At 68.9% G+C, this 21,195-nt stretch carries 22 protein-coding genes; 13 read left to right on the plus strand and 9 right to left on the minus strand.

The window, feature by feature from the left end; all coding sequences use genetic code 11:
• The 4 genes from ACFYVR_RS17245 to ACFYVR_RS17260 are packed head-to-tail and all read left to right on the plus strand — an operon-like array spanning position 1 to position 2,775.
• A complete protein-coding gene (locus tag ACFYVR_RS17245) occupies positions 1 to 453 on the plus strand; it encodes a MaoC family dehydratase (RefSeq protein ID WP_387475225.1) in 453 nt (150 codons plus the stop codon).
• Positions 450 to 971, plus strand: coding sequence for an acyl-CoA thioesterase (locus tag ACFYVR_RS17250; RefSeq protein WP_387475227.1), 522 nt, complete (start codon positions 450 to 452; stop codon positions 969 to 971). Before ACFYVR_RS17245 ends, ACFYVR_RS17250 begins: the two co-directional genes overlap by 4 nt.
• Positions 972 to 1,006: 35 nt before the next feature.
• Entirely contained in the window at positions 1,007 to 1,888 is an 882-nt protein-coding gene (locus tag ACFYVR_RS17255; RefSeq protein WP_387475229.1) for a LysR family transcriptional regulator, read from the plus strand.
• Positions 1,888 to 2,775, plus strand: a complete 888-nt coding sequence (locus tag ACFYVR_RS17260; RefSeq protein WP_387475231.1) for a LysR family transcriptional regulator — start codon at positions 1,888 to 1,890, stop codon at positions 2,773 to 2,775. The genes ACFYVR_RS17255 and ACFYVR_RS17260 overlap by 1 nt, the downstream gene beginning before the upstream one ends.
• Here ACFYVR_RS17260 and ACFYVR_RS17265 read toward each other — a convergent pair.
• Complete coding sequence (locus ACFYVR_RS17265; protein WP_387475233.1) at positions 2,772 to 3,536, minus strand: SDR family NAD(P)-dependent oxidoreductase; 765 nt, start codon at positions 3,534 to 3,536, stop codon at positions 2,772 to 2,774. The two genes, ACFYVR_RS17260 and ACFYVR_RS17265, sit on opposite strands and share 4 nt — an antisense overlap.
• Positions 3,537 to 3,838: 302 nt before the next feature.
• Here ACFYVR_RS17265 and ACFYVR_RS17270 point away from each other — a divergent pair, with 302 nt between their 5' ends.
• The 4 genes from ACFYVR_RS17270 (at position 3,839) to ACFYVR_RS17285 (ending at position 8,565) form a co-directional block, all read left to right on the plus strand.
• Positions 3,839 to 5,110: a CoA transferase gene (locus tag ACFYVR_RS17270; RefSeq protein WP_387475235.1), complete on the plus strand. Its 1,272-nt coding sequence runs from the start codon at positions 3,839 to 3,841 to the stop codon at positions 5,108 to 5,110.
• Positions 5,107 to 6,297: an acyl-CoA dehydrogenase family protein gene (locus ACFYVR_RS17275; protein ID WP_387475237.1), complete on the plus strand. Its 1,191-nt coding sequence runs from the start codon at positions 5,107 to 5,109 to the stop codon at positions 6,295 to 6,297. The genes ACFYVR_RS17270 and ACFYVR_RS17275 overlap by 4 nt, the downstream gene beginning before the upstream one ends.
• A gap of 115 nt (positions 6,298 to 6,412) precedes the next feature.
• A complete protein-coding gene (locus ACFYVR_RS17280) occupies positions 6,413 to 7,555 on the plus strand; it encodes an acyl-CoA dehydrogenase family protein (protein ID WP_387475369.1) in 1,143 nt (380 codons plus the stop codon).
• A 26-nt stretch (positions 7,556 to 7,581) separates the two neighbouring features.
• Positions 7,582 to 8,565 carry an acyl-CoA dehydrogenase family protein gene (locus ACFYVR_RS17285; protein WP_387475371.1) on the plus strand — a complete coding sequence of 328 codons (984 nt, stop codon included), beginning with the start codon at positions 7,582 to 7,584 and terminating at the stop codon, positions 8,563 to 8,565.
• A 115-nt stretch (positions 8,566 to 8,680) separates the two neighbouring features.
• On the opposite strand, the gene ACFYVR_RS17290 is transcribed toward ACFYVR_RS17285, so the two are convergent.
• The 8 genes from ACFYVR_RS17290 to ACFYVR_RS17325 form a co-directional block, all read right to left on the minus strand.
• On the minus strand, positions 8,681 to 9,751 hold the full coding sequence (locus tag ACFYVR_RS17290) for an ABC transporter substrate-binding protein (RefSeq protein WP_387475239.1): 1,071 nt from the start codon (positions 9,749 to 9,751) through the stop codon (positions 8,681 to 8,683).
• A 34-nt stretch (positions 9,752 to 9,785) separates the two neighbouring features.
• Complete coding sequence (locus tag ACFYVR_RS17295) at positions 9,786 to 10,574, minus strand: SDR family NAD(P)-dependent oxidoreductase (protein ID WP_387475241.1); 789 nt, start codon at positions 10,572 to 10,574, stop codon at positions 9,786 to 9,788.
• A 57-nt stretch (positions 10,575 to 10,631) separates the two neighbouring features.
• On the minus strand, positions 10,632 to 11,573 hold the full coding sequence (locus ACFYVR_RS17300; RefSeq protein ID WP_387475243.1) for a PDR/VanB family oxidoreductase: 942 nt from the start codon (positions 11,571 to 11,573) through the stop codon (positions 10,632 to 10,634).
• Positions 11,574 to 11,620: 47 nt separating this feature from the next.
• Complete coding sequence (locus ACFYVR_RS17305) at positions 11,621 to 12,007, minus strand: nuclear transport factor 2 family protein (RefSeq protein ID WP_387475245.1); 387 nt, start codon at positions 12,005 to 12,007, stop codon at positions 11,621 to 11,623.
• A 24-nt stretch (positions 12,008 to 12,031) separates the two neighbouring features.
• Positions 12,032 to 13,261, minus strand: a complete 1,230-nt coding sequence (locus ACFYVR_RS17310; protein ID WP_387475247.1) for a cytochrome P450 — start codon at positions 13,259 to 13,261, stop codon at positions 12,032 to 12,034.
• A gap of 15 nt (positions 13,262 to 13,276) precedes the next feature.
• The gene (locus ACFYVR_RS17315) at positions 13,277 to 13,465 is read right to left on the minus strand and encodes a ferredoxin (RefSeq protein ID WP_387475249.1); all 189 of its coding nucleotides are present in this window, start codon (positions 13,463 to 13,465) and stop codon (positions 13,277 to 13,279) included.
• Between the two features lie 12 nt (positions 13,466 to 13,477).
• Positions 13,478 to 14,311 (minus strand): mycofactocin-coupled SDR family oxidoreductase, encoded by an 834-nt coding sequence (locus tag ACFYVR_RS17320; RefSeq protein ID WP_387475251.1) that lies wholly within the window; start codon positions 14,309 to 14,311, stop codon positions 13,478 to 13,480.
• A gap of 329 nt (positions 14,312 to 14,640) precedes the next feature.
• Positions 14,641 to 15,384 carry a FadR/GntR family transcriptional regulator gene (locus tag ACFYVR_RS17325; RefSeq protein WP_387475253.1) on the minus strand — a complete coding sequence of 248 codons (744 nt, stop codon included), beginning with the start codon at positions 15,382 to 15,384 and terminating at the stop codon, positions 14,641 to 14,643.
• Positions 15,385 to 15,749: 365 nt separating this feature from the next.
• Here ACFYVR_RS17325 and ACFYVR_RS17330 point away from each other — a divergent pair, with 365 nt between their 5' ends.
• From ACFYVR_RS17330 to ACFYVR_RS17350, 5 genes are all read left to right on the plus strand, one after another.
• Complete coding sequence (locus ACFYVR_RS17330) at positions 15,750 to 17,243, plus strand: class I adenylate-forming enzyme family protein (RefSeq protein WP_387475255.1); 1,494 nt, start codon at positions 15,750 to 15,752, stop codon at positions 17,241 to 17,243.
• Between the two features lie 62 nt (positions 17,244 to 17,305).
• Positions 17,306 to 18,364 carry an NADP-dependent oxidoreductase gene (locus ACFYVR_RS17335; protein ID WP_387475257.1) on the plus strand — a complete coding sequence of 353 codons (1,059 nt, stop codon included), beginning with the start codon at positions 17,306 to 17,308 and terminating at the stop codon, positions 18,362 to 18,364.
• A 77-nt stretch (positions 18,365 to 18,441) separates the two neighbouring features.
• A complete protein-coding gene (locus ACFYVR_RS17340; RefSeq protein ID WP_387475259.1) occupies positions 18,442 to 19,533 on the plus strand; it encodes an ABC transporter substrate-binding protein in 1,092 nt (363 codons plus the stop codon).
• 19 nt (positions 19,534 to 19,552) lie between these two features.
• Positions 19,553 to 20,383 carry a mycofactocin-coupled SDR family oxidoreductase gene (locus tag ACFYVR_RS17345; protein ID WP_387475261.1) on the plus strand — a complete coding sequence of 277 codons (831 nt, stop codon included), beginning with the start codon at positions 19,553 to 19,555 and terminating at the stop codon, positions 20,381 to 20,383.
• A gap of 14 nt (positions 20,384 to 20,397) precedes the next feature.
• A complete protein-coding gene (locus ACFYVR_RS17350; protein WP_387475263.1) occupies positions 20,398 to 21,171 on the plus strand; it encodes an SDR family NAD(P)-dependent oxidoreductase in 774 nt (257 codons plus the stop codon).
• Positions 21,172 to 21,195: the final 24 nt, after the last annotated feature.

The following is a 21,195-nucleotide window of genomic DNA, read 5'->3' on the forward strand; positions in this document are numbered from 1 at the left end:
ATGACGCACTTCGATTCCCTCGACGCCGTCGAGGCCGCGCTCGGTGAGCCGATCGGCCCCGGCGAGTGGATGACCGTCGAGCAGGACCGCATCGACGCGTTCGCGGAGACCACCGGCGACCACCAGTGGATCCACGTCGACCCCGAGCGTGCCGCGAGCGGCCCGTACGGTGCCACCATCGCGCACGGCTACCTGACGCTGTCCCTGCTCCCCGTCCTCGGCGGTGGGCTGTACTCGATCGACGCCGGATCCGCGCGAGTCAACTACGGCAGCAACAAGGTTCGCTTTCCCTCCCCCGTCAGGGTGGGGTCGCGGATCCGGGCGATCGCGACGCCGGTCGCCCTCGAGCGCAAGGACGCGGGCGCGTTCCTGACCACGAGGTTCGTCGTCGAGATCGAGGGCTCCGACAAGCCGGCGTGCGTCGCCGAAGTCGTGACGCTGATCGTCGCGTGACCGGCACCGGACCCGACGGGCACGACGGCGCCGCCCGTCGGGTCCGGATCCAGTTGCGGCAGGAGGACCTGAGCCCGTCGGGCCACGTCGGCAACGCGTCGATCGTGCGGGTGCTCGAAGAGGCCCGCACCGTGTTCCTCGGGCACGCGCGACCCGGACGGGTCGGCTACCACGAGGGCCTGCTCGAGATCCTCGGCGACGAAGCCCGGATGCTCGTCGGTCAGCAGACCGTCGAGTACACGAAGGAACTGTGGTACTCCCACGATCCCGTCGTGGTCACGCTGTGGATCACGCACGTCGGCCGATCGAGCTTCTCGGTGGCCGCGACGATCGCCGGGCAGGACACCGGCGATGCGCGACCCGCGGTGTCGTCGGAGGCGACGATCGTGCTGATGGACCGCGCGACGCGGGCTCCGTGGTCGATCACCGACGAGGCGCGGGCCGTCTTCGCCCGCCATCGGGGCGAGCCGGTCGCGTTGCGGCCGCGTCCCGCCGTCGCCGCAGCACCGAGGCCGTGACAGCGGTGGGGATCCGCCGGTTCTACGATGGGCCGGTGGATCTGCACCTTGCCGCCTACTTCGTCGCGGTGGTCGACCATGGGGGCATCACCAAGGCAGCGAACGCCCTGTACGTGTCCCAGCCGTCGTTGTCGCAGGCCATCCGCACCCTCGAACGCCGCCTCGGCACCACCCTGTTCGACCGCAGCGGCCGGCAGCTCGTCCTGACCGAGGACGGCCGCAAGCTCGACGTCGCCGCACGCCGCATCCTCGCCGACGTCGAACGCGCCAAGGAACGGGTCGCCGCGGTCCGGGAACTGGACGCCGGCCGTGTCGACGTGATCACCTCGTCGACCTTCTCGATCGACCCGATGGTGGGGCTCGCGCGACGATTCCGCGACCGGTTCCCGCACGTGACCGTCCGGATCCACGACGCTCCCGACGGCCTGGGGGTGGTTGCGGGCCTGCGCCGCGGCGACGCCGAGGTCGGGATCGTCGACCTGGCGACCGACACCGCGAACATGCGTGTGGTCCCTCTCCTGACGCAGGAACTCGTCCTCGCCGTGCCGCCCGCCCTGGCCGCGGATCTCCCCGATCCGCTTTCGCACGATCTGGTCCGCACACTGCCGCTGATCCTCGAGGTCAGCGGCCGCAGTGGTTCGAACCCGCTGCTGACCGTCCTCGGCGACGACGTCCCCGTGGTGGTGGACTGTTCCCATCCCGCGGCGACGTGGGAACTGGTCCGGCGCGGGGCCGGAGTCGCGATGGCGCCCCGCACGGTCGCCGAGCAGCAGATGCCCGACGCGGTGGTCCGGAGCCTGGATCCGCCGCTGACCCGTCAGGTCGGACTGGTGCTGCGATCGGGTCCGGCGTCCCCGGCGGCGGAGGCGTTCGTCGCCGCGGCCCTCGGCCACCACAGCGGGACGGTGGCGGGCTGATGGAACGCCGCGAACTCGCCTACTTCCTGTCGGTTGCCGAGCACGAGGGCATCAACGGTGCCGCCGCGGCGCTCGGCGTCGCCCAACCGACGATCTCGCAGGCACTGCGCGGCCTCGAGCGGGAACTCGGCGTGCAACTGTTCGTGCGGGTCGGTCGGGGGATGGTGCTCAGTGCGGCGGGCCGCAGCCTGGTGGGCCCGGCGCGGAAGATCCTCCGCGACATCACGGCCGTCCAGGACATGCTCGGCGCACTCGGCGGCGGGTTGACGGGCCACCTCGACATCAGCGCGTTTCCGGCGCTCGCACCGGAGGTGGTGCCGTTGGTCTCGGAGTTCCGGCGCGCCTACCCGGACGTCGTCGTCGGGTTCGGCGAAATGGTCGACGAGTCGACCGCGACCGCGCTGATCCGCGACGGCCACAGTGAGTTCGTGGTGGCGCACCTGCCGATCGACGACCCGCGGCTCGAGGTGGTGGAGCTCGGCAGGCAGGAGTACTGGCTCGTGTACCCGCCGGACACGATCCTGCCGGAGGGCTCGATCCCGCTCTCCGACCTGCCCGACATCCCGATGGTGTTCGCGCCCCAGGGGCCTTCGGTCGTGGACGAGATCCAGGAGGCGATCCGGGGGGCGGGGGTGCGGCTGCACAACTCCGTCCTCGTCGATCATCGCGAGGCGCGGATCCCGATGGTGCTCGCCGGTCTCGGTGGCACGATCATCGAACGGTCCCAGGCCGAAGCGGTGGCCGACCGGGCGGTGGTCCGCTCGGTGCAGCCGCCGATCACACGGTCGTTCGGCCTGGCCTTCGATCCGGCCACGCTGTCACCGGTCGGGCAGGCGTTCGCCGAACTGGTGCGTGGCCGGATCGTGGGCGGTGAACCGGAGAACTAGCGGGGCGCCATCCGGATCGCGCCGTCCAGACGGATCGTCTCGCCGTTGAGGTAGCCGTTCTCGAGGATCGAGCACGCCAGGTGCCCGAACTCGCTCGCGCTGCCCAACCGCGACGGGTTGGGAACCGACGCCTCGAGGCCGGCGCGGACGTCCTCGCGCAGACGCGCCAGCAGTGGGGTGTCCATGATGCCGGGGGCGATGGTGTTGACGCGGATGCGCTTGGTGGCCAGGTCGCGGGCCGCGACGATCGTCATGCCGACGACGCCGCCCTTGGATGCGCTGTAGTTGATCTGCCCGATCTGGCCCTCGAACGCGGCGACCGACGCCGTCATGACGATCGCGCCGCGCTCGCCGTCCCGCTCGTCGTGGCGGGCGATGCGCTCGGCACCGAGACGCAGTGCGTTGAACGAGCCGATCAGGTTGAGCTTGACGACGAACTCGAAGTCCTCGAGCGAGCCCGCCTTGCCCTCCTTGTCGAGGATGCGCATCTTGCGGCCGGCACCGGCGCAGTGCACGACACCCCGCAGACCGTCCTTCGCGTCCGCGACGTCGAGGGCGGCGGCGAACTGCTCGGCGTCGGTGATGTCGGCGGCAGCGAACTCGGTCGGTCCACCGAGCTCCTTGGCGGCCGCGGCACCGTCGGAGGTCGGCAGGTCGATGAGGGTGACCAGCGCACCGGCGTCGACGAGCCGCCGCGCGGTGGCCAGGCCCAGTCCGGAGGCGCCGCCGGTGACGGCGACCGAGGTTCCCTTGAGTTCCATTGCTGTGCCATGCCTTTCGAAAGTCTCAGCGGTGACGTGATGCCGCGGCCTCGGCGGCGGGGTGACACCGCGCTGTGACATCGACACAAACACGCGCGGACCGGGACCGGCAAGAACTTTCCACGAATGGGCGATATAGGCGAAGACTATGCAGTCGTACCGTCTGTCGGCTCGCGCCATTGGCTCGCGCTAATCCGCTCATAGGCAAGTGTGTGGGGGCAAGCGGGAGATATCGGTGCACGATGGACGGGGCACGTTTCACGTCGGACGTGCCGACCGCCTCAGCCAAGGAGAGTGTCCAGGTGACCCACCCGCCCACCCCGGCCGGACTGCCGCTGGCCGGCACCCGCATCGTCGAAGTGTCGAGCTTCGTCGCTGTGCCGCTCGCCGGGATGACCCTCGGCCAGCTCGGTGCCGAGGTGACCCGCGTCGACCCGATCGGTGGCGCCGCCGACTACCGCCGGTGGCCGTTGACGGAGGACGGTGAGTCCATCTACTGGGCGAGCTTGAACAAGGGCAAGCGGTCTCTGGCGGCCAACTTCCGCGATCCCGAGGCGCAGGCCCTGATCGCCGACCTGATCGTCGACGCCGGTGTGCTGGTGACCAACGCGGCCGGGCGCGACTGGCTGGACTTCGACGTGCTCGCTGCGCGGCGCCCGGACCTGATCCACGTACAGCTGCTCGGGCGCGCGGACGGCGGCGGGGCCGTCGACTACACCGTCAACGCCGCGACGGGCTTCCCACTCGCCACCGGGCCGGTGGGAATCTCCGGTCCGGTCAACCACCTGCTGCCCGCATGGGACGTCGCCGCCGGTTTGTACACGGCGTTGGCGGTCGCGTCCGCGGTGCGCCGGAGGGAGGCCACCGGCGCGGGAGCGCGCGTCGTGCTGCCCCTCGAAGACGTGGCACTCGCCACCGTCGGCAACCTCGGGTACCTCGGGGAAGCGCAGTTCGGCGGCCCCGACCGCGAACGGCTCGGCACCTCGGTCTACGGCACGTACGGCACCGACGTCGTCACCTCCGACGGGGTACGTTTCATGCTCGCCGCCATGACGACGCGGCACTTCAACGACCTTGCGGCACTGACCGGAACGACGGAGGCGATCAAGTCGCTCGAATGCGCGCTGGGCGTGGACTTCGGTGACGAGGGCACCCGGTTCCGGCACCGCGAGACCCTGGGTGGACTGTTCCGTTCCTGGTTCGTCGAGCACACCGCGGAGGAGGCGCACGCCGCGCTGGCGGCGAGTTCGGTGCTGTTCGAGCGGTACCGGACGTTCCGCGAACTGGCCGTCGACCCGCTGGTGACCGACAACCCGATGTTCAGCGTGGTCGATCAGCCCCGGATCGGTGCGCATCTCGCGCCCGGGCTGCCGATGTCGATCGACGGACGTCACACCGCCCCCCAGCCCGCCCCGGCGAACGGCGACGACACCGCCGACGTCCTCGCAGAACGCCTCGGCATCGACACCGACCGACTCGCCGATCTCACCGCCCGCGGCGTCATCCGGACCGCAACCTCGGACCCGCACAACCGCCCCGTGGCTTCCACCGATCAGAAGGACCCCAACGCATGACCCGGCTCGCCCAGACTCCCGGACTCACCGAATTCCAGTCCGACATCCTCGCCAACGTGCGGACATTCGTGGACAAGGAGATCATCCCGAACGCGCAGGAACTCGAGCACGGCGACGTCTACCCGCAGGAGATCGTCGACCAGATGCGGGAGATGGGCCTGTTCGGCCTGATGATCCCCGAGGAGTACGGCGGACTCGGCGAGTCGCTGCTCACCTACGCCCTGTGCGTCGAGGAACTCGCCCGCGGCTGGATGAGCATCTCCGGTGTCATCAACACCCACTTCATCGTCTCGTACATGATCCGCCAGCACGGCACCGAGGCGCAGAAGCAGCACTACCTGCCGCGCCTGGCGACCGGCGAGCTCCGCGGCGCGTTCTCGATGTCCGAGCCCGAACTCGGCTCCGACGTCGCCGCGATCCGCACCCGCGCCACCCGGGACGGCGACGGCTACGTCATCAACGGCCAGAAGATGTGGCTGACCAACGGTGCCAGCTCCACTCTCGTTGCGGCTCTGGTCAAGACCGAAGAGGGTGCCGACAAGGCGCACAAGAACCTGACCACCTTCCTGATCGAGAAGCCCGCCGGCTTCGGTGAGGTCGTCCCCGGGATCACCATCCCCGGGAAGATCGACAAGATGGGCTACAAGGGCATCGACACCACCGAGCTGGTCTTCGACGGCTACCGCGCCTCCGCCGACGACATCCTCGGCGGCACACCGGGTCTCGGGTTCGGTCACATGATGGACGGTGTCGAGGTGGGCCGGGTCAACGTCTCCGCCCGTGCGTGCGGCGTCGCGATTCGCGCGTTCGAGCTCGCCGCGCGATACGCCCAGCAGCGCAAGACCTTCGGCAAGGCGATCGTCGACCACCAGGCGATCTCGTTCAAGCTGGCCGAGATGGCGACGAAGGTCGAAGCCGCTCACCTGATGATGGTGAACGCGGCCCGGCTCAAGGACTCCGGCGAACGCAACGACGTCGCGGCGGGGATGGCGAAGTACCTCGCCAGCGAATACTGCTCCGAGGTGACGCAGGAGAGCTTCCGCATCCACGGCGGTTACGGATACTCCAAGGAGTACGAGATCGAACGCCTGATGCGCGAGGCTCCGTTCCTGCTCATCGGCGAGGGCACCAGCGAGATCCAGAAGACGATCATCAGCAAGGGCGTGCTGCGCAGCTACAAGATCTAGGCATCGCGCACGCCTCCACGAGGACACCCGGGTCAGCAGGATCTACGGTGACACCAGCGAGGTGACGACGATCATCTCCGAGGACCTGGACCTGTGGACACGCCGGAAGGACGTCATGCACACACCGCTGGTTCCGAGTGCCACCGCGCCCGAGCCCGCCACGGAAGCCCTCCGTGCAGAGGTCCGCGCATTCCTGCATGACCGGATCGACGCCGGGTCCTTCACACCCGGCGTCGACACCTGGCTCACCCGGTGGGATCCGGCCTTCACCCGCGCTCTCGCCGAGCGCGGGTGGGTCGGGATGACCATCCCCGTCGAGTACGGCGGGCACGGCCGCACCTTCATGGAGCGGTTCGTGGTCACCGAGGAACTGCTCGCGGTCGGCGCGCCGGTCGCCGCCCAGTGGGTCGCGGACCGGCAGGCGGCGCCGTCACTGCTGAAGTTCGGCACCGAGGAGCAGAAGCAGCGCTTCCTTCCCCGCATCGCGCGCGGTGAGATCTGCTGGGCCATCGGCATGTCCGAACCGGAGTCCGGCTCCGACCTGGCGAGTGTGCGGACGAAGGCCGTGCGGGTGGACGGCGGCTGGTCGATCACCGGGACCAAGCTGTGGACGTCCGGCGCGCATCACGCGGACGCGTTCTTCGCGCTCGCGAGGTCGGCACCGCTCGACACCGCGCACCGCCACGCCGGGCTGAGCCAGTTCATCGTGCTGCTCGACTCCCCCGGCGTGACGATCCGGCCGATCCTGTCGATGTCCGGCGATCACCACTTCAACGAGGTGCAGCTCGACGGGGTGTTCGTGCCGGACGACCTGGTGCTCGGCACCATCGGCGAGGGCTGGGCGCAGGTTACCTCCGAGCTCGGATTCGAACGCAGTGGCCCGGAACGGTTCCTGTCCACCTTCACCCTGCTCGCCGCGACGATCGACGAGATCGCGACCGGCCGGATTCCCGCGGACGCACGCGTCGGTGCCCTGGTGGGTCGCCTCGTCGGACTGCACCACATGTCGACCGCCGTGTCCGAGGCACTCGAACGCCGGGAGAACGCGGACGTCGCGGCGTCGGTGGTGAAGGTTCTCGGCACCGCCACCGAAGGCGACATCGCGGACCTCGCCGACGAACTCGGCGGCGAGAGCGCGTCGCCCGAGTACGCGGCGCTCGTCGCGGCGGGCGCGATGCAGCGGCCGGGTTTCACGCTGCGCGGCGGAACGAGCGAGATTCTGCGCGGAGTCATCGCGCGAGGACTGGGGATGCGGTGAGCGACGAACTGGACGACCTGACCCGGATGCTCGACCAGGTCTTCGAGACCACCGGTCCGACCGCGGAATTCGATCGCGGTCTGTGGACGACGCTCAGCGAACTCGGCCTCACCCGGCTGACCGCCGGCGAGGAGTCCGGGGGCAGCGGCGCCGGCTGGCCCGAGGCCGCGGTACTGCTCGCAGCGTCCGGGGCGAGCGCGGCTCCGGTCCCCCTCGCCGAGAACGACCTGCTCGCGGGGTGGCTCGCCGACACCGCCGAACTTTCCGCCGACCCCGCCGCGGTGCGCACCGTCGCGGTCCTCGGCACCGACGGAGTCGCGGACCGGGTGCCGTGGGCGCGGGACGCCGACACGATGGTCGTGCTGTGGCCGGCCGGCGACGGCTGGCGGGTCGCGGAGGTCGCGCGCACCGACGTCGGCCTCACCGAGGCAGCGAACCTCGCCGGCGAGCCGCGGGACCGGGTCGTCGTGGACCTCGCCGCACTGGACGGCGTCGCGGTCCCGGGCACGGTCGCCCGGGAACTGCACCTGCGCGGCGCCCTGTCGCGCGCGCTGGCGATGACCGGGGCGTCGGGCCGGGTGCTCGACATCGTCGTCGAGCACACCACCACCCGCGCCCAGTTCGGCCGGCCGGTGGCCGCGTTCCAGGCGGTACAGCACCTGGTCGCGGACATCGCCACCGGCGACGCCCTCGGCCGCGCCGCGGCCGAAGCCGCGGTGTCCGCCGTGATGGAACACGGATTCGACTCCACTGCAACCGAGTTCGCGATCGCCGCGGCCCGGTCCTGCGTCGGCCACGCGGCCTCGACCACCGTCCGCAACGCCCACCAGGCCATGGGCGCGATCGGCTTCACCGCCGAACACTCCCTGCACCGGTTCACCAACCGACTCCTGTCCTGGCGCGGTGACTTCGGGTCGGTGCGGTCCTGGGACGACGCCCTGACCGCGGCCGCGGCCGCCGCAGGCGGGGACGGACTGTGGCCGCTGATCACCGGCGGGCACAGGCCCTGACGCTCGGCGCGCCGCGCACGCCGCCCGGAGCACACTCGGTCAGGCCGGACATCATGGTGCGTGCCGCCTTCTCACACACCGTGACGTCACGGTTCCTTCTCGGGCCTCTCGTCGTTCAGCTGACGAACAGACTCTTCCACCGCGCGCGGTAGGCGTCGACCGACTCCGGAGTCAGCTTGCTCAGGTCCTGTTGCGCCACCCGATCGACGGTCGCGACCGCTCCCTCGACGTCGGGCAGCACCGACGCCGTCTTCCGGGTGTACGCGGTCTGCCCCGCGGGTGTCACGAGGAAGTTCGCCAGCAGCTGCGCCGCATTCGGATGCGGCGCCGCAGTGAGTACGGACGTGTAGAAGCGTGCACCCCAGAGCTTCTCGGGGACACCGAAGTCGACGGGAGCGCCGTCCGCGACCTCGTCGGTCAGTGCCCCGGAGAACCCGGCGGCGACTTCGCCGGACGTCAGTGCCTGCGCGATCGGCAGGATGCCCGGATAGACTCGTGGCTGTTGCGCCGCGAGCCGCTCCAGGAAGTTCGGGCCGTAGTTCGACTCCAAGTACTGGTAGAAGTCGACCTGTGACGCCGACACCGGCTCCTGGATGCCCACCTTCCCGCCGGCGAGTTCCGGGTCGAGCAGATCGTCGATGGTGGTCAGACCGTCCGGCAGGCGGTCGGTGTTCCACCCGAAGGCCACGATGGCCGCGGCCGTCGCGAACGAGTGGTCGTCGATGAAGTTGACGTCACGGTGATACTCCGCTGTGTCGAACGCGGGCCCGACGGGGACAGCGAACCGCCCGGCTTCTCCCCCCGACCGGACCCATCCGACCCCGGTCTGCGAGACCACGTCGGCGACAACGTTTCCCGTCGTCCACTCCGCACCCAGCTTGGACTGCAGATTCGCCTCGACGTCACGCACCACGTTCACGGTGATGCCGTACGCCTCCTCGAACCGCCGCGCCACCTCCTCGTTCTGGGCTGTGTTCTGAGCGGAGTAGAAGGTGACCGAGCCCTCCTGCTCGGCCTTGTCGACGATGTCCTGCCACGCCGCGTCGCCCGTCGGGCCGAAGTCGGCGGCCGCACCGGAGGTCGGCGCCGGATCGTCGGCGCCGCCGCACGCGACCACGGAGGCGCTCAGGGCGAGCGCCGCGATCGACGCGGTCAGGACACGGCGCAAGTGAGCGCGAAGCCGCATGGTACGAATGCCTTTCTGCTGGAATGGTGGCGGGTCAGTAGAGTGATTCGCCGCCGTCGACGATATGGTTGACGCCGGTGACGAACCGAGCGGCGGGACCGCAGAGATGGACGGCCGCCGCGCCCATGTCCTCGACACTTCCCGCGCGTCCCAGCGGGACGGTCGCCGCCATTCGGGTGAACACCTCGGGATTGCGCTCGAGCGCCATCGGTGTGGCGGTGATACCCGGCGACAGGGCGTTGACCCGGATGCCGGAGGCAGCGAGTTCGTACGCGGCGACGCGCACGAACTGGTTGAGGCCGGCTTTCGTTGTCGCGTAGTGGATCGTGCCGGGGCGGGTTCCGAGGGCCCGGATCGACGACACCACGAGGATCGCCTTGTTCTCGTCCGGATCCGTTCTCGCCGCCATCCGCGTCGCAGCCTGATGACAGCACCGGAACGTGCCACCCAGGTTGAGGTCCATCGTCGACTGCCAGATCTCTTCCGTCATCTCGAGGAAGGGCACCATCGACCCACTGCCGGCATTGGCGACCAGCACGTTCAGCGGGCCGAAGGTGCGATCCGCCTCGTCGAACATCGCCGAGACCGATTCGGACTCCCTGATGTCCAGTTCGGCAATCGCGACCTGCTGCCCCCGCCGGGTCAGCTCATCCAGTTCCTTGCGGGCCAGTTCGAGTTGGGGACGTCGCCGCGCCGCGATCAACACGTGGGCGCCGGCTCGGACCATCGACTGTGCGATGCCGAGACCGATTCCCTCGCTCGCTCCGGTGACGAGCACTCGCTGACCGGCCAGTGGCCGTGCAGGGTCGATGTCGGTTGTCATGATTCTCCTGATCGAAGATGTCGTGTGGGCTCGGGTCGTGCATCCCGGACGGGATGGTCAGGCGTCGAGAGTCAGGCGGGCCGACAGCGCCCGCGACACGCACGGCATGATGGTCGCGCAGCCGGCCCGCTCCTCGTCCGTCAACACCGAGTCGCGGTGGTCCGGCGTTCCCGCCAGTACCGGCGTCTCGCAGGTTCCGCACGTACCCTCGGCGCACGACGAGAGGATGTCGACGCCCAACTCCTCGGCGACCGCGAGGATCGAACGGTCCGCGGGCACCGTGGCGGTGACGCCGCTCTGCGCGAACTCCACCTCGAACTCGTGGCTCGGGCCCTCTGCAGCCGACTCCTTCGGCACGAAATGCTCGAGGCGGAGGATGCGTTCGTTCTCCTTGCTCGCACACACCGTTTCGAGTGCCGTCAGGAGGCCACCGGGGCCGCATGCATACACGACGGTCTCGGTGTCGGTCTTGGCCACCAGGGTGGCGAGGTCCGGCACACCCCGCTCGTCGTCGGCCCAGAACGTCACGCGTTCACCGAACCGCGCCAGTTCGTCGCGATAGGCCATGCTCTGGCGAGAACGTCCGCAGTAGAAGAGATTCCACTCGCGACCGTCGCTCTCGAGCTGCGTGATCATCGGCAGGATCGGAGTGATGCCGATTCCCCCGGCAACGAACAGGACGCTGTTCGACCCGGCCGTCAGCGCGAAGTGGTTGCGTGGGGCGGAAACCCGTACGGCAGAGCCCTGGACAATCCGGTCGTGGACATAGCATGATCCGCCGCGGCCGTCCTGCTCACGGAGAATCGAGACCGTCCATCGGTCGGCCACGTGATCGAGCCCGGTCAGCGAGTACTGGCGGACCAGGTCACCGAGTTCGAGGTCGATGTGCGCACCGGGCTCCCATTCAGGGAGCGCGCCCCCGCCGGCTGGTGCGAGGGTGAGTTCGACGATCTGGTCTGCCACGGCGCGGCGACGCACCACTGAGAGTTCGAGGTCCATGGTTCACTCCCCGAGCGCCGTCGGACGACATGGTCGGTCCGGCCCGCTCATCCGTAGTCACACCACTCGGTCAGGCGACCGTTCTCGAAGGTCATGATCGACAGGACGTTGAGTGTGCAGAACTCACCCGCGTTGCCGAACCCCGGAACGTCGGCCGTTGCGGTCCCCTGCCACGTCGTCTCCCGCATGACGGAATTGCCGGTGGCTGCCCACCGCGTCGTCTCCCCGATCCTGCGGTCCGGGAACACCTCACTCATCCGTTTCACCGTGTCGAGCATCAGGTCCCGTCCGGTGGAGGCGATTCCCCGGTTCTGGTGCACGATGACGATGTTCTCGTCCACCAGATCCCGGAGGGTGTCGATGTCGAGGCGATTCCACGCGTCGACGACGTCGTGGGCCAGGGACAGAAGTTCTTCGGGTTGTGCGTTGGTCATGACGATCCTTCGACTGGAGTGGGGTCAGTTCGACGGGACGGTGACGACGAACTCGTGAATGCCACGGGTCGGCATCGAGTGGTGACCGACCACCTGGCCGTCGGCGAGAGTGAAGCGCGGCATCTTCTCGACAATCCGCTCGAGGACGCAGGTCATCATCACCCGCGCGAAGTTCGATCCGAGACAGCGATGCGGCCCGATGCTGAAGGCGATGTGGTTCTTGTCCTTCCGATGCACATTCCAGGTGTGCGGATCCGGGAACCGGGCCGGGTCCCGGTTCGCACCGTTGTAGGACGTCCACACCTTCTCACCGGCGTCGAGTGACGTGCTTCCGATGGTCACCGGGCACGTGGTGGTTCGCTGCAGCACGGTGACGTTGGCGAACATCCGCAGCCCCTCCTCCACTGCATCCGGAACGAGGGCGGGGTCCGCCACGAGTTCGGCGAGATCGTCCGGATGCGTGGCCAGGTGGTGGATGGTCCCACCGAGCACGGTGCCGGTGGACTCCAGACCTGCGATCGAGAGAGGGAGGACCACGGCGATACGTTCGGCGAGCGTGGGTGCCTGACCGTCGATCTCCTCGATCCGGCACACCAGGCTCACCAGATCGTCGTCGATCGGGTGCTCCATCCGCTCACGTACGAGTGCATCGATCGCGGTGTAGAGGCTGACGAAGGCGTTCTCCGACGCCTCCGCTGTCTCCCCGACGAAGATGTCGTGCGCCCACTGCATCCAGTCGTCGATGCTATCGCCCTCGAGATTCAGCAGATTCGAGAAGACCGCGCGCAGCTGAAGTGGACGTAGGAAGTCCTCCATGACACGGAAGCCGCCGGCCGCGATTCCGATGTCGAGGAAGGCATCGATCTCCTCGGTGATCGCGGGCACGAAGCGGCGCATCTTCTCTTCGGTGAGCTCCGGGTTCAGGAGCTTGCGCCAGTCGGTCTGCGCCGGCGGATCCAGATCCTCCGGAAGGAACCGACCCTCGTTCTTCGGTGGCTCGGCACGGTTGTCGTGGCCGAGGATCGCCACGCCGAACTCGGAGGAGAAGCGTTTCCAGTCACGAAGAATCTTGAACACGTCTTCGTATCGGGTGGCGACGTGGCACGGTGTGTCGCCCTGGGTGTGCACGGACAACGTGTCCGAGGCCTGCATACGGTTGATCTCCGGCCAGAAGTTCTCGTTGAACTCACCCGACCAGAGGTCGACCGGACAACCGGTCGGGGTCACCGCGGGCGCTTCGACTTGCTCGGTCATTTTCCGGATCCCTTCTCACGCAATATCGATGGCGGCTTCGGGACAGACTCCGGCGACCTCGTCACCGTCGACCGTCACGGGGAGGGTGCCGTCACCCTCGACGACACCGCGACCGTCGTCGTCGGCGTCGAACAGTTCGGGGAATCGTGCGTAGCACCGTCCGTGCGCCTGGCAGAACTCGCTGTCGACCGAGATCGTCTTCACTGTCGTCACCTCCTAGCTTCGGGCCAACTGGCCGCCGTCGACCGGGATCGCGACGCCGTGTACGAACCGCGCCTCGTCGGAGACCAGCCAGGCGACCGCGTTGCTGACGTCCTCGGGCTCCACCCACGGGATCGGCAGTAGCGTCAGCGCGCTGAACAGGTCCGCGGCGTCCTCGGGTGTCGGGTTCTCGACGTCCGGCAGGAACATCTTCAGAAGGCTTTCGTTGACCGCCATTTCGGTGTTCACCGCGCCGGGATTGACCGAGTTCACCCGGATGTTGTGCTGCCCCACTTCGTTCGCAAGCGAGAGCATCAGACCCTGGAGTCCGTGCTTCGACGCGGCGTAGTGCGACTGCCCGGGCGCGCCGCGCAACCCCACGGTGGAGCTGACGAACACCACCGATCCGCCCTGCCCGCGTTCGATCATCGACGGCAGCACCGCTCGGCACGCGTGCCATGCCCCGACGAGGTTCGTGTCCAGGATGTCGGACCACTGCCGGTCGGTCAGGCCGACGACCTGCCCCTGGTTCGAGATGCCGGCATTCGAGACGAGGATGTCGATGCGTCCGAAGTCGGTGAGCGCCTCGTCGACCACCGCCTCCAACGAGGACAGGTCTCGGACGTCGGCCGCGCGGGCGATGATGCGCCGCCCCTCCTTCTCGACCAACCTGACGGTTTCCTCGAGGTCCTCGGGCGTTCCCTGCGAGTAGTTCAGCGCCGACTGCTGGCGGCACAGGTCGACCGCCACGATGTCGGCGCCGCCCTGAGCGAGCCGGACCGCGTGGGCGCGCCCCTGACCTCGCGCGGCTCCGGTGATGAATGCAACCTTGCCGTCCAACCGCGTCATCGTGCCTCCTGGCTGTCGTACTCGAGTCGTGGGGCCCCGTGCGGGCCGGCATGTCGCGGCCCGGGGCGAAGAAGTCGATACGCAACCCGAACCGAATCATCTGTGATCGGCGTCACTCGCGTTGAGACGATATTGCTCATGATGAACTTGAAAGTCAAGGGGTTCGAGCATATTTCTTATGATGAATACAAAGCGGGTGTGAGCGCCGAAAGCCAAGTCCCACATCGAATGTCAACAGACACTCCGCCAGGGACACGGCGGCGAGCCACGGCCGGGCGACCGTCAGGCCGGAACGACGGGCGAACGGCGCCGGGCCGACCCGAAGGGCGTCAGAGCCACTCGATCGGCGAGTCGAGCGACGCGGACAGCCTGGAGCGGCAGTAGTCCACCACCCCACCGAGGTGCGCCTCCATCAACGAGCGCGCCCGACGGCGCCGCCCTTCGGCGACCGCTGCGGCGATGTTCCGATGGTCGTGGGTGAGCACGTCCCGCAGGTTCCGTGGATCGTCCACGACGGCAACGTGATGCGTCACGATCTGGCCGTACGTCTCGAGACTCAGGGCCAGGACCCGGTTACCCGCGAGCTCGGCGAGCGCGTGATGGAAGCCGGCATGCTCCTCCACGTACGGACCGAGACCGTCGACGTCGTGATCGGGCGCCGAGAGGAACGGCTCCATGCGCCGAACACGCAACTCCGCGTCCGGATTGCTCGCAGCGCGATCCGCGAGCTCGGCCTCGGCCCAGACCCAGGCCTCGAACAACTCTCCGTACGTGGCGCCGGCCATGTTGTAGAACAGCGTGGACACCCTGCCGAGATGGGCGGCATCCACCGCCCCGACGATCGGACCCCCTCCCGGCCCGCGCCGGATGGTGATCATCCCCTGCACCTCGAGCAGACGCAGACCCTCGCGCAGCGACTCCCGACTGACCCCGTACTGCTCGAGCATCACAGCCTCGGAGGGCAACCCGTCACCCGGCGCCAGTCCCTTGGCCTGGATCTCGGCGACGATCGTGCGTGCCACCGTCTCGGCCGCCTTCAGCGGCCGCAGCAGCGACACGTCTCCACGAGACACCGGCCGACGTTCGGCCGTTCCGTCGTGAAAAACATTGCGCCGCACCCGATCAACCCCCGTGACGAGAAGATCCGTTCACGGATCTCGATTTGTCATGAGGATACTACCGAGCGCGTGTGACCCACACAACAGGCCACCACGCGGGCGCACCCGAAACGACGCGACGATCGACCCCTTTCCGCAGATCGGAGCGCATTTCCGAATTCCTCGGAACAATTGTCGCCAAAACACCCGCATATTTGCTACAGTTCACATCACCTCCTCGATGTGGCCTGAACCACACCCCCTCAGCGGGTGGCGTGCCGCACGAGACCGAACGGTCGGTGCACTACTGCTGCACCGCGCTCACTCAGCCAGGTGGTGCAATGAGTATCGAAACTGTTCTGGACATGGCATCTTCGGTTCACCCCGACCGGATCATCGTCGGACCGCGAGACGGCGGAGTGACCTGTCGTCAACTCGGCGACCTCGCCGGAGGCGGGGCCACGGTCCTCCGCGACCGGGGCGCGCGTCATGTCGTGTTCGTCGGCGTGAACGGGCCCGCCCTTCCGGTACTGACCTTCGCGTCGGCACGTGCGGGAATTCCGCTCGCACCGCTGAACTACCGGCTTCCCGAGGAACAACTGCGCGATCTGGTGGCCCAGTTGGACAGCCCGATCGTCGTCGCGGACGTGGCATACGCGGACATGCTCGCCGGTGCCGCGGACCACGTCCTGACCACCGACGAGTTCCTCGATCTCGCACACCGGTCCGAACCGGCCGAGTTCCCGTCGGCACCCGAGGACTCGACCGCGATCGTGCTGTTCACCTCGGGCACGACGTCGGCGCCCAAGGGCGTCCTCCTCCGCCACCGCAATCTCCTGTCGTATCTGTTCAACACCGTTGAATTCGCCTCGGCAGGTGAGGAACAGGCCGCACTGGTGAGCACGCCGCCGTACCACATCGCCGGCCTGGGAGCGGTACTGAGCAACATCTACGCCGGCCGCAGAATGGTGTACCTGCCCGACTTCTCCCCACAGGGCTGGCTCGACCTCGTCCGAGAGCAGGGGGTGACCAGCGCAATGGTGGTGCCCACCATGCTCTCTCGGGTCGTCGAGCACCTCGCCGGAGCCCCTGGCGAGACGCCGACGCTCGCGTCCCTGGCCTACGGAGGAGCGAGGATGCCGCAACCCGTCCTCGAACGCGCGCTCCGGGCGTTCCCCACGACCGGGTTCGTCAACGCCTACGGCCTGACCGAGACCAGCTCGACGATCTCAGTCCTCGGCCCCGACGACCATCGCGACGCGCTCGCGGATCCCGCTCTGCGCCATCGTCTCTCGTCGGTCGGCCGCATCGTGCCGGGCATGGAGGCGGAGATTCGCGCCGACGACGACGTCACCGCCCTCCCCGAGGGGGAAACCGGGCTGCTCTGGGTCCGCGGTCCCCAGGTGAGCGGCGAGTACATGGGCCGCGGCACAGTCCTGGATGCGCAGGGATGGTTCCCCACCAAGGACCGGGCCCGCATCGAGGACGGCTACCTGTACATCGGCGGCCGGGCCGACGACACCATCATCCGCGGCGGCGAGAACATCGCTCCCGCCGAGATCGAGGATGTGCTGGTGCACCACGACGGCGTCCGGGAGGTCGCCGTGATCGGCCTCGCCGACGACGAGTGGGGCGAGCGTATCTGCGCGGTCCTCGTCACCGACCCGGGCGTACGGCTCGAGTCCCAGCAGGTTCGCGCATGGTGCCGTGAACGTCTCCGCGGCTCCCGCACTCCCGACGAGATCGTCTTCGTCGAAGACCTGCCGCGCACCGCCACCGGCAAGCTGGTGCGCCGCGACCTGGTCTCCCGGATTGAGGCCATGCAACCGGCATGACCCGGCCCGGCAACCGACCGTCGGCCGCCACCGCCACCGCCACCGAACCACACGGAGGAATCGTGCCCCCTGTGAACAGCCGCGAGTGGCTGCTCCGCGCCCGGCCCAAGGGCCGCCCCGTCGACTCCGACGTCGAACTCGTCGAGACGGAGGTTCCCGCGCCCCGGCCGGGTCAGGTCCGCGTCGTGAACCGGGTCATGTCGGTCGAGCCCTACATGCGGGGACGGATGGGCGGCGAGGCCACCTACGCCGAGCCGTACCCGTTGGATGCGCCGATGCTCGCCCCGACCGTCGGGCACGTCACCGACTCGGCCGACCCGACGATTCCGGTCGGCACGCTGGTCCTCCACGACCACGGGTGGCGTGAGCGCTCCCTGGTGCCCGCCGGTGAGGTTCGTATCCTGGACCACGACGACCTCTCCCCCGCAACACATCTGGGTCTGCTCGGCATCCCGGGCATGACCGCATGGGTCGGGCTGACGCGCATCGCGCGGCTGCAGGCCGGCGACGTGCTGTTCGTGTCGTCGGCGGCGGGCGCCGTGGGAACCACCGTCGTGCAGATCGCCAAGCGGATGGGCGCCACCGTGATCGGCAGCGCGGGATCCCCCGAAAAGGTCTCCCTGGTGAGGGATCTCGGCGCGGACACCGCCTTCGACTACCACGACGGATCGGTCAGGGACCTGCTGCGGAAGGCGCTCGCCGACGTGGGTGCGCGCGGCCTCGACGTGTACTACGACAACGTGGGCGGCGAGCACCTCGAGGCCGCCGTCCGCGTCGTGAACGACCATGCGCGGATCGCGCTGTGCGGCATGAGCAGCATCTACAACTCGGCCGCCCCGCAACCCGGGCCGAACAATCTGCTCAAGCTGATCTGGCGCAGGGCCCGCATGGAGGGCTTCCTCCTCGAAGACCACCTGGACACCCGCGCCGAGTTCACCGAGCGGATGGCCACCTGGATCCGGGACGGCGCCGTCCGGCCGGTCCACACCGAGTACGCCGGCGGGGTCGCCGGTGCGTGGGCGGCGTTCAACGGCCTGCTCGGCGGCAGCTCGATGGGCAAGGCGGTGGTACCGCTCGTCACCGACGACGGTGCCCCGCTCGCCGGAGTCGCCGGCGCCTGACCCCACTTCCCTTTCAGAGTGTTTCCCACTGTCTCCGCGACCGCTGGGCGGTTCTCGCGTACCCACCAGGAGCCCATGTGAACACCGATCATCCGACGGGACACCGTTGGCGCAGGCGTCTCGGCTCCCTCGTCGGGTCCCTCGCCGCCGCATCCCTGCTGGTGACCGCCTGCGGTGGCGCCGGCGCGACGTCCGGCGTCGCGACCGACTCGCTCGAGTCGACCGGCCCGGCCGGAGATGCCGCCTGGCAGCAGCTGATCGAGGAGGCGAAGGCCGAGGGCGAGGTGACCATCTACTCGTCGAACACCACCGAGCAGCTCACCGAACTCGCCTCCCGGTTCCGGAACGAGTACGGGATTCGGGTCGACGTCGTCCGGGACGTCGACGCCAACCTGCACCAGAAGATCGGCGCCGAGCTGACCACCGGCAACGCCGTCGCGGACATCGTCGTGCAGGCCACCCCGGCGTGGAGCGAGCAGCTCGGCACCACCGGCGAACTGACCGCGCCCCTCGGTCCCGCGGTGAACGAGTCCGAGTACGACGCCGCCGCGCTGCTGCGACCCAGCCACGACTTCGTGACCAACGCGTCCGTCGGTACGTTCGCCTGGAACACCGATCGCCTTCCGGAGGGTCTGACCGGCTACGAGGACCTGCTCGACCCGGCCCTGGCCGGCGGCAGGATCGGCACGGTGCTGCCGACGTCTGCGGCGCACATCGACCTCTACGAGAACTACCTGGACCGGGTGGGCGGCGCCGACTACATGGAGCGGCTCGCCGCACAGAAGCCGCGGATCTATCCGGGCGCGTTGCCCCTCGCTCAGGCCCTGGCGTCCGGTGAGATCGCCGCCGCGACCTTCGTCCAGGACCAGACGAAGGAAGCCGAGGCGGGCGCACCCGTCGACTCCGGGTTCGACGACATGGTCTGGGGCGGACCGATGTACGCGGGCATCCTCACCGACGCCCCGCACCCGGCCGCAGCGCAGCTGCTCGCCAACTACCTCGTCACGCCCGCCGGACAGGAGGCCATCTCGTACCGCGCCGCCTCGGTCCTGCCCGACATCGCCAGCGCCGTCATCACGATCGACAAGGTCGCGCCGCAGGACACCGCGGCGATGACGCCCGAGGCACTCGAGGCCCTGAAGACCCGATTCAACCAGCTGTTCAACTGATCACGAAAGGACTCGATCCATGGGACGGGTATCCGGCAAGGTCGCTCTCGTCACCGGCGCCGCTCGCGGACAGGGACGCTCGCACGCGGTCCGCCTGGCCGAGGAGGGTGCCGACGTCTTCCTCGTCGACGCGTGCACGGACATCGCATCGGTCCGCTATCCGCTGCCGACAGAGGCGGACCTGAAGGACACCGTCGAGATGGTCGCCGCGACCGGACGTCGCGTGGCGTCCCGCATCGCCGACGTACGCAGTCAACAGCAGATGAACGACGCAGTCGCGGAGGCGATCTCCGAGTTCGGCCACATCGACGTCGTCTGCGCCAACGCCGGCATCGTCGGATTCGCACCCACCTGGGAGCTCACCGAGGACGAATGGCAGGACGTCATCGACGTCAACCTCACCGGGGTGTTCCACACCGTCAAGGCGGTGGTGCCCGCCATGATCGAGGCGGGACGCGGCGGCTCGATCGTGATCACGAGCTCGATTCAGGCGTTCCGCGGTTCCGCGAACATCGGGCACTACAACGCATCCAAGGCGGGTGTGATGGGCCTGATGCGGACCCTGGCCGGTGAACTGGGGCGCAACAGGATTCGCGTCAACACCGTCAACCCGAGCGCGGTGGCAACGCCGATGCTCCACAACGATGCGACGTTTGCGGTGTTCGGCCCCGACCTGGTGAACCCGGGACCGGACGACCTGTGGGAGCGGTCGAAGGCCCGCAACGTCATGGATGTCGGCTGGGTCGAGCCGATCGACATGAGCAACGCCGTCCTCTTCCTGGCCTCCGACGAGGCCCGTTACATCACCGGGGCGTCGCTGCCGGTCGATGCCGGGCTCCTCCTGCAGTGACGAAGGGAACCGAGATGCCTGCACGCCTCGAAGGGCGCCGCGTGTTCGTCACCGGAGGTGGCAGCGGCATCGGCGCCGCCGTCGCCCACCGGGTCGCCTCCGAGGGCGCGGCGGTCGCGGTCACCGACGCCCGCAAGGACGCGGCCGAGACCGTCGCCGAATCGGTGCGGGCGGCGGGCGGCACCGCCGTCGCCGTCCACTGCGACGTCGCCGACGAGCGGTCCGTGGCCTCCGCCGTGGAGACCGCTGCACTGGAACTGTCCGGGCTCGACGGGGTCGTGACGTGCGCGGGCATCACCCGGGCCGGCCTCGCGCACGAACTGAGCCTCGAGGACTGGGACATCGCCCTCCGCGTGAACCTGACGGGCACGTTCCTGCCGCTGCGGGCGACGATCCCCCACCTGCTCGACGCCGGTGGCGGCTCGATCGTGACGGTGGGGTCGGTGGCGTCTCTCGTCGCGCCGAACTTCAACACCCCGGCATACGAGGCATCGAAGGGTGGCGTGCTGCAACTGACGCGCTCGATCGCCCTCGGCTACGCCGAGCAGGGCATCCGCGCCAACTGCCTGTGCCCGGGCGTCGTCAGCACCGGACTGGCCGCGAACACCGCGGCGCTCCACGGGACCATCCGGGTCCCCACCCGGAGCGATGCGATCGAGGCGACCCCCATGGGACGCAAGGCCGTTCCCGGCGAGATGGCCACCGTCGCCGCGTTCCTTCTCTCCGACGAGGCCTCGTTCATGACCGGCGCCGCGATCGCCGCCGACGGCGGCCTCACCGCGCACTGACAGCCCACCACTTCCGAAGGGACC

The sequence above is a fragment of the Rhodococcus sp. NPDC003318 genome, assembly GCF_042879035.1.
Classification (GTDB): Bacteria; Actinomycetota; Actinomycetes; order Mycobacteriales; family Mycobacteriaceae; genus Rhodococcus_G.